At 71.7% G+C, this 8,092-nt stretch carries 6 protein-coding genes; 1 reads left to right on the top strand and 5 read right to left on the bottom strand.

What is annotated here, in order from left to right; translation table 11 throughout:
* Positions 1 to 860 precede the first annotated feature (860 nt).
* The 3 genes from ACOV8S_RS02215 to ACOV8S_RS02205 are packed head-to-tail and all read right to left on the bottom strand — an operon-like array spanning position 861 to position 3,239.
* On the bottom strand, positions 861 to 1,880 hold the full coding sequence (locus tag ACOV8S_RS02215) for an ADP-ribosylglycohydrolase family protein (protein ID WP_448315770.1): 1,020 nt from the start codon (positions 1,878 to 1,880) through the stop codon (positions 861 to 863).
* Entirely contained in the window at positions 1,861 to 2,565 is a 705-nt protein-coding gene (locus ACOV8S_RS02210) for a histidine phosphatase family protein (RefSeq protein WP_448315768.1), read from the bottom strand. Before ACOV8S_RS02210 ends, ACOV8S_RS02215 begins: the two co-directional genes overlap by 20 nt.
* Positions 2,566 to 2,615: 50 nt before the next feature.
* Complete coding sequence (locus ACOV8S_RS02205) at positions 2,616 to 3,239, bottom strand: YdbC family protein (protein WP_351117935.1); 624 nt, start codon at positions 3,237 to 3,239, stop codon at positions 2,616 to 2,618.
* 200 nt (positions 3,240 to 3,439) lie between these two features.
* Between ACOV8S_RS02205 and ACOV8S_RS02200 the strand changes: the two genes are divergently transcribed.
* A complete protein-coding gene (locus tag ACOV8S_RS02200; RefSeq protein ID WP_448315766.1) occupies positions 3,440 to 3,979 on the top strand; it encodes a TerD family protein in 540 nt (179 codons plus the stop codon).
* 227 nt (positions 3,980 to 4,206) lie between these two features.
* Here the strand turns inward: ACOV8S_RS02200 and ACOV8S_RS02195 are convergent, their stop codons facing one another.
* Both ACOV8S_RS02195 and nrdR read right to left on the bottom strand, forming a co-directional pair.
* A complete protein-coding gene (locus ACOV8S_RS02195) occupies positions 4,207 to 7,083 on the bottom strand; it encodes a vitamin B12-dependent ribonucleotide reductase (RefSeq protein ID WP_448315764.1) in 2,877 nt (958 codons plus the stop codon).
* A gap of 169 nt (positions 7,084 to 7,252) precedes the next feature.
* Positions 7,253 to 7,840 carry a transcriptional regulator NrdR gene (gene nrdR, locus ACOV8S_RS02190; RefSeq protein WP_448315762.1) on the bottom strand — a complete coding sequence of 196 codons (588 nt, stop codon included), beginning with the start codon at positions 7,838 to 7,840 and terminating at the stop codon, positions 7,253 to 7,255.
* Positions 7,841 to 8,092: the final 252 nt, after the last annotated feature.

The raw sequence follows: 8,092 nt of genomic DNA, 5'->3' as shown, positions 1-8,092 counted from the left end.
AGCGGCCACCCCCGGCGACGATGCGGCGGGTGGGCCCCGGGCCCCCCCGCGAGCACCGGGGCGGCGACGAGGCCCGCCGCGAGCGCGGCCCACAGGGTCACCGTGGTCACGGGAGCCGGGGCTCCACCCCTGACCTTGTCGAACCAGCCCGGGACCGGCGGCGGTCCGGCGACCCGCGGTGGGGGCGCCCAGGTACGGGACGGTGGCGGCCATGCGCCTGCCGCGTCGGCCCTGGCCCTGTCCCCGCCGGCCGGGGCAGCGGCCGGGGACGGGTGAGGCGCCTCCCGGCCGTCACCGCGCCGCGCCACGCCCTCCTGCTTCTCGCCGGACCCGTCCTGAGGCTCCTGCGGTGGTATGTCGGACAACCGGGACCCCTCCCCCACCGCACGACGGACGAGGCCCGACGGTCCTGCCGGAACACACGCCGGTGCGGCGCGGGGCGGAACGGGGCCGGTCCCGGTGCGGTGTGTCGTGATGAGCGCCGCGTGATCACCAGGCAGCGGCGGCTCACGCTAGTGCCGCCTGCCGGGGGCGGCCCGGAACGGAGGAGTCTGTGGCAACCCTGTGGCATGCCTGTGACACACGGACCGTCCGTGGCCCGAGGGATGGCGGGCGCGCAACGGTCGGGCCGGGACCACGAGAGGCGTCCAGTGAGCGCACGAGCCACGAAGACAGCCCGGCGAGGGAAGGGCCGCGCGGGAGGCAGCCCCTGCACGACCGCCAGGGCGGCCGTCGAAGGAAGCGCCGCGGCGGCAGCCGACCGAGGCCCCGCCGAGACGCAGACATCAGCCGGCAGCCCCGAGGTCCCACCAAGACGGAGACGTCAGCCGGCAACCGACCGAGGGCCCGCCGAAAAAACGTCAGCCGACAGCCGGCCCGACCGCCTCCCGTGGCCCCGCCGGCCCGGAACCCACCGGCTCGATACCCACCGGCTCGATCCCCGCCGGCCCGGAACCCACCGGCTCCGGCACCCACGCGGGCAGCGGCTCGCTGCGCCCGGTCCATTCCGCGGGCGGCGCTCCGGCCGGGCCGGCCGCCGCGACGACGCCTCCCACCACCGCGCAGGTGGTGTCCACGTCCCCGCCGGCCCGGGCGGTGGTCCAGAAGGCCTTCCGGAAGTCGTTCCCCGCCCGCGCCGCGGACCAGAGGGCGAACGGGACCGTGTCCTGCGCGGTGCTGCGCCGCCCGCAGCCGACCACCGCGGCCACGGTGGCGGAGTCCTCGTAGTCGAGCAGGGTGCGCACCCGCTCCAGGCCGAGGCCGACCATGCTCCGGGCCGGCAGCAGGGCCAGCACCCCGTCGATCAGCTCCTCCGGGCGGTACGCGCCCGCGGACCGTGCGGCCAGGGCCGCGGCCGCGGCGACCGCCTGCGCCCCGGCCACCCCCTCGGGGTGGCGATGGGTGGTGACGGCCGACAGGGTGGCCTCGCGAACCGCGCGCTCCGGGTCGTCGGCGAACCATGCGCCGAGCGGGGCGACCCGCATGGCGGCGCCGTTGCCCCAGGATCCCTGGCCCTCGAACAGCGCGGCGGACAGCTCACGCCAGTCGCCCCCCTCGCGCACCAGGCGGAGCATCCGGTTGACCGCCGGACCGTAGCCGCGGTCGAAGTCGTGGTGCCGGGCGAAGGCGGCGGCCAGTTCGTCCTGGTCGACGCCGCCGCGCGCGGCGAGGACGGCCACCACCGAGCAGGCCATCTCGGTGTCGTCGGTCCAGCCCCACGTGCCGGGCGGGAGGCCGCCGCCACGCAGCAGCGGCCCGTTGGCGGGGACGAAGAACTGGGAGCCGAGGGCGTCGCCCACGGTGAGTCCGGTCAGGGAGGCGAGGGCACGGTCCAGACGTGCTCCGGGGTGGGAAGAAGGGTCAGTGGTCGCGGTCGTCACGCTGCCATCCTGCCGGTCGCCCCCGGCTCCGGCCAGGGGCTTTCGGCACGGGCTCGCGCCAGCGGTCGAAGGGCCGGTCCAGGGTGTATTTGCCGTTCTCCCCGAGAACGAGCATGCGGGTCTCGCCGTTCCCGGGATTGGAGAGCGACTCGAACTCGTCGACCGTCCAGTGGAACCAGCGCATGCAGAAGAGCCGCATCGCCAGGCCGTGCGTGACCAGCAGGACGTTCGGCGGGTGGTCGGGGTGCTCGAAGCTGCGGAACAGGCTCTCCAGGAAGCCGCCGACCCGGTCGTAGACGTCGGCGCCGGACTCCCCCTGGGCGAAGCGGTAGAAGAAGTGGCCGTAGGCGTCGCGGTTCTCCTTCTGGCGCGCCACGTCGTCGGGGTCCTGGAGGTTGCCCCAGTCCTGCTCGCGCAGCCGGGGCTCCTCGCGGACCCGCACCCGGGCGGGGTCGAGCCCGAGCCCCTGGAAGGTCTCGTGGGTCCGGCGGTAGGGCGAGACGTAGACGCTCACCCGGTCCTCGCCGAACACCTCGCGGAGCCGGCGGCCGGTCTCCTCGGCCTGCCTCCAGCCCTGGGCGGTGAGGGGGAGGGCGTGGTCAGGGGTCTGCTCGTAGACGGAGTCGTCGGCGTTGCCAGCGGACTCGCCGTGCCGGACGAGGACGATGCGACGGGGTCGGGGCATACCGGCAACCCTAGATCGGGTGCGGGCGCCCGCGGCGGCCTCCCCGCTTCTCAGGGACGTTCCGCCGGAATCACCGTCCACGTGGGCTCCAGATCCACTATGTCGCCGTCGAGGTCCGCCACGTCCGCCTCGAGCTGGGCGCGCAGGGCGAGCCGTTCGATGCGCTCGGTGCGGTACTTGGCCCGCTCGGCGGTCGACTGCCACATGGAGAGGATCATGAACTCGGGCCCCGGCGCCTCGGCGAACAGCCCGCGCACCATGCCGGGGGACCCCGCCATCGCGGGGTTCCACACCTTCTCCTGCATCAGTGCGAAGTGCTCCGCACGCTCCTCGTGCACCCGGCAGTGGGCCACCCGGACCCGGTCGGCCTCGGCGAAGCGCGGCAGGAAGCCGGTCTTCACGTCGAAACGGTGGGTGAAGAGCCGGACCCGGGGGTCGCGGAAGGTCCCGGCCTGAGCGGTGGCCAGCCGGTCGTGGGAGAGCGCCATGAACGAGTCGTAGAGCACCCGGCTCTCCCAGAAGGAGAAGAGGTGCACGACGCCCGGCCGCATCCGGCTCCATCCACCACCCTGCCCATGGAAGCCGGACTCGCCGCGCAGACCCGCCCATTTTCGCTGCCCCTGCTCGAACCCCCGGGGGTCCGTGACCGTGCAGCGAATCCACTTGACCAGCACCGCGCCATCGTACGGCCACGAGGAGCGGCGCTGGAGGGCGCGAACTACCGGCGCACTCACCGGCGATGACTCGCACACGCGTGGCAGGATGGACAACCGGCCTTCTGCGCGCTCCGGTTGGACCGGTGGGGTGCGCAACAAGCGCCTGCGACACGGGCGTCGGAAGGCCGCACGGACTCAGACCCAGGGAAGGGGAGACCATGTCCGGCAGCGTTTCCGGCATCGGCAAGGGGATCGCCAAGGTCGAGGTGTCACTGAAGTGGGACCCCAGCCCGATGGGGCAACCCGCGATCGACCTCGACCTGGTGGCGGGGGTCTACCGGCACGCCGACCCGCACGGTACGCCCGTGTACGTGGTGCACTTCGACAGCCGCTCGCCCGACGGGACGATCACCCTGAGCCGGGACAGCCGGGACGGCAAAGGGTTCGGCTGGGACGAGGTGATGACCCTCGAACTGGGCCGTCTCGCCGAGGAGTTCGGCCGCGTCGTGGTCGGCGCGGTGATACAGCAGAGCAACGGGGAGCGCGCCTTCTCCCAGGTCCCCCAGGCCCGCTACCGGGTGGCCGAGGGGTACACGGCGCTGGCCGAGGACGACTTCGCGACGGTCCACGGCGCCCGGGCGGCCACCCTGGCCGAGTTCGTCCGCGAGGGCGGCCGCTGGCACTTCCGCCCGGCGGTCCGCGGCTTCGACGACGCGGAGCGTTTCCCGCAGGCCATGGGCGCCGCGAGCGGCGCCTGACCCGGCCCGCACCTCCACGCATCCCGGCGCCCGCACCTCCACGCATCCCGGCGGGGGCCCGGCACCGGGCCCTCGCCGGGCGTACCGGCGACGCGGCGCCGGGCGCACCGGCGCCGCAGGCAAGCCCCCGGACGCACGCGACGGCGGGAGGAGCGTGAAGCTCCTCCCGCCGTCGGCGTTCTCAGCGGATCGCGTCACCCGCGTGGGTCACGCGACTCCGCCCGCGGTCAGCTGCAGCCGCTGGTCGAGCCGCAGCCCTCGCAGACGTAGCAGGAACCGGCCCGCTGCATCTTGGTGCCGCAGGAGAAGCACAGCGGGGCGTCGGCCTGGATGCCCAGCTGCATCTCGACCAGCTCCGCGTTGGTGTGCGACTCGCGCGGCGCCGGCTTGGCGACCGGGGCCTCGGCCTTCGGCGTCACCACGGGCGCCGACTGGGCGAGGGTCTCGGTGTCCATGTCGTCCTCCGCGAAGATCGGCTCGTAGGAACCGGTCTCCAGGTGGCGCTGACGCTCCTCGGCGGTGTGGATGCCGAGCGCGGACCGCGTCTCGAAGGGCAGGAAGTCCAGCGCCAGGCGGCGGAAGATGTAGTCGACGATCGACTGCGCCATCCGCACGTCCGGGTCGTCCGTCATGCCGGCCGGCTCGAAGCGCATGTTGGTGAACTTCGAGACGTAGGTCTCCAGCGGAACGCCGTACTGCAGGCCCACCGAGACGGCGATGGAGAAGGCGTCCATCATGCCGGCCAGGGTCGAGCCCTGCTTCGACATCTTCAGGAAGACCTCGCCGAGACCGTCGTCCGGGTAGGAGTTGGCGGTCATGTAGCCCTCGGCGCCGCCGACGGTGAAGGAGGTGGTGATCCCGGGCCGTCCCTTCGGCAGGCGCTTGCGCACCGGGCGGTACTCGACGACCTTCTCGACCTTGGCCGGGGCCTCGGCGACCGGCTCGGCCTTCTTCTCCTCCTTCTTCTTGGCGGAGAGGGGCTGGCCGACCTTGCAGTTGTCGCGGTAGATGGCGAGCGCCTTGACGCCCAGCTTCCACGCCTCGAAGTAGATCTCCTCGACCTCCTCGACGGTCGCCGTCTCCGGCATGTTGACCGTCTTGGAGATGGCGCCCGAGATCCACGGCTGGATCGCGGCCATCATGCGGACGTGGCCCATCGGGGAGATGGCGCGCTCGCCCATGGCGCAGTCGAAGACCTCGTAGTGCTCCGGCTTGAGGCTCGGCGCGTCGATCACATTGCCGTGCTCGGCGATGTGGGCGACGATCGCCTCGATCTGCTCCTCCTGGTAGCCCAGGCGGCGCAGGGCCTGCGGAACGGTGCCGTTGACGATCTGCATCGAGCCGCCGCCGACGAGCTTCTTGAACTTGACCAGGGCCAGGTCCGGCTCGACGCCCGTGGTGTCGCAGCCCATGGCCAGACCGATGGTGCCGGTCGGGGCCAGGACGGACGCCTGGGAGTTGCGGAAGCCGTTCTGCGCACCGAGACGCAGAACGTCCTGCCAGGCCTCGGTCGCGGCGGCCCACACCGGGGAGTCCAGGTCGTCCATGCGGACGGCCACGGCGTTGGCGTCGGAGTGCTGCTTCATCACGCGCTGGTGCGGCTCGGCGTTGCGGGCGTAACCGTCGTACGGACCGACGACGGCGGCCAGCTCGGCGGAGCGGCGGTAGGCGGTGCCGGTCATCAGGGAGGTGATGGAGCCGGCGAGGGAGCGGCCGCCGTCCGAGTCGTAGGCGTGGCCGGTGGCCATCAGCAGGGCGCCGAGGTTGGCGTAGCCGATGCCCAGCTCGCGGAAGGCGCGGGTGTTCTCACCGATCTTCTCGGTGGGGAAGTCCGCGAAGCAGATCGAGATGTCCATCGCGGTGATGACCAGCTCGACGACCTTCTGGAAGCGCTCGACGTCGAAGGACTGCTTGCCCTTGCCGTCGTCCTTCAGGAACTTCATCAGGTTCAGCGAGGCGAGGTTGCAGGACGTGTTGTCCAGGTGCATGTACTCGCTGCACGGGTTCGAGCCGTTGATGCGGCCGGACTCCGGGCACGTGTGCCAGTGGTTGATGACGTCGTCGTACTGGATGCCGGGGTCCGCGCAGGCCCAGGCGGCCTCGGCCATCTTGCGGAACAGGTCCTTGGCGTCGACCTCCTCGATGACCTCGCCGGTCATGCGGGCACGCAGGCCGAACTTCGAGCCCGTCTCCACGGCCTTCATGAACTCGTCGTTCACGCGGACCGAGTTGTTGGCGTTCTGGTACTGGACGGACGTGATGTCGTCGCCGCCCAGGTCCATGTCGAAGCCCGCGTCACGCAGGGCGCGGATCTTCTCCTCCTCCTTCACCTTGGTCTCGATGAAGTTCTCCACGTCGGGGTGGTCGACGTCGAGGATGACCATCTTGGCCGCGCGGCGGGTGGCGCCGCCGGACTTGATGGTTCCCGCGGAGGCGTCGGCGCCGCGCATGAAGGAGACCGGACCGGAGGCGTTGCCGCCGGAGGAGAGGAGCTCCTTGGAGGAGCGGATGCGGGACAGGTTCAGGCCGGCGCCCGAACCGCCCTTGAAGATCATGCCCTCTTCCTTGTACCACTCCAGGATCGACTCCATGGAGTCGTCGACGGAGAGGATGAAGCAGGCGGAGACCTGCTGCGGCTGCGGCGTGCCGACGTTGAACCAGACCGGGCTGTTGAAGCTGAAGATCTGGTGCAGCAGGGCGTAGGCCAGCTCGTGCTCGAAGATCTCGGCGTCCGCGGGCGAGGCGAAGTACTTGTTGTCCTCGCCGGCCTTGCGGTACGTCTTCACGATCCGGTCGATCAGCTGCCGCAGGCCGGTCTCCCGCTGCGGGGTGCCGACCGCGCCCCGGAAGTACTTGCTGGTGACGATGTTGACCGCGTTCACCGACCAGAAGTCGGGGAACTCGACGCCACGCTGCTCGAAGTTGATCGAGCCGTCGCGCCAGTTGGTCATGACGACGTCACGGCGCTCCCAGACCACCTCGTCGTACGGGTGCACGCCGGGGGTGGTGTGGACACGCTCGATGCGCAGTCCCTGCCGGGCCGCAGCAGCCTTGGAACCCTTGGCCCGGGAACCTCGTGCCGGACCGCTCGCCGTCTCTGTCATGCCGCCTCCCTGTATCGGGCAAAACGCCCTGAAGTGCCCCGTTCTTCCCGTGGGGCACGTATCTGTCCTGTAAGCCGTGGGACGCCCTCGCGCCGTCGCCCACGACCGGTCCTTCCTCCACAGCCGTCCGGTCCGGCCCGGGCCGCTGCCCCGGTGCCGGTCCGCCCGCTCAGTCGGCGGCGCTCACGGGCACGGGAGCGTTCACCGGCTCCACCTGCCCGCGGTCGTCTTCCCGGGCCCGCTCGCCCGAAGCGCCCCCGCCCGAAGCGGCGTCACCCGAAGCGTCCTGCACTCCCTCGCCGGGGGCGGGACGCCGTGCCTCCCTCAGCTCCACGATCGCGCCCTCGAAGTCCTCCAGGGACTCGAAGGCCCGGTAGACGGAGGCGAAGCGCAGGTAGGCCACCAGGTCGAGCTCCTGGAGCGGACCGAGTATGGCCAGCCCCACGTCGTGCGTGGTGAGCTCGGCACTGCCGGTGGCGCGCAGCGCCTCCTCGACCCGCTGCCCCAGCTTCGCCAGCGCGTCCTCGGTCACCGGCCTGCCCTGACAGGCCTTGCGGACGCCGTTGATGACCTTGCTGCGGCTGAACGGTTCGGTGACCCCGGAGCGCTTGATCACCATGAGTGAGCACGTCTCGACGGTGGTGAACCGCCGGGTGCACTCGGGGCACTGCCGGCGCCTGCGGATCGACGTGCCGTCGTCCGTCGTACGACTGTCGACGACCCGGCTGTCGGGGTGCCTGCAGAAGGGGCAGTGCATGGTTCTCCAACCCTCCTCGCAAGCAGAAACAAGCGCCTCAGGGACCCCGCGGGCCCCTCGAAGCGAGCACCAGCATAGGCGATGGCCTGGGGCTCGCAGACCACCCCCACCACAACTTCTGGGTGGCGCCGGAAATACAACCACTACATGTGGGGCCGCGGTGGGAAATGGCGGAACGCGCACCTCAGCCGCGCGTGTCCCGTCCGGCGGGCGGCACCGGGGCGCGGGAAGGGCCGGGGGACGGGCCGCACC

The organism is Streptomyces sp. CO7 (assembly GCF_053474865.1).
Note: the sequence above shows the minus strand (reverse complement) of the source record. Positions and strands in the feature narration are given on the sequence as shown.

Bases quoted from the DNA above. Each gene is read 5' to 3' on its own strand.
- ACOV8S_RS02210 (WP_448315768.1), bottom strand. From the start codon at position 2,565: ATGCCCCGACCCCGTCGCATCGTCCTCGTCCGGCACGGCGAGTCCGCT.
- ACOV8S_RS02200 (WP_448315766.1), top strand. From the start codon at position 3,440: ATGTCCGGCAGCGTTTCCGGCATCGGCAAGGGGATCGCCAAGGTCGAG.
- ACOV8S_RS02195 (WP_448315764.1), bottom strand. From the start codon at position 7,083: ATGACAGAGACGGCGAGCGGTCCGGCACGAGGTTCCCGGGCCAAGGGT.
- nrdR (WP_448315762.1), bottom strand. From the start codon at position 7,840: ATGCACTGCCCCTTCTGCAGGCACCCCGACAGCCGGGTCGTCGACAGT.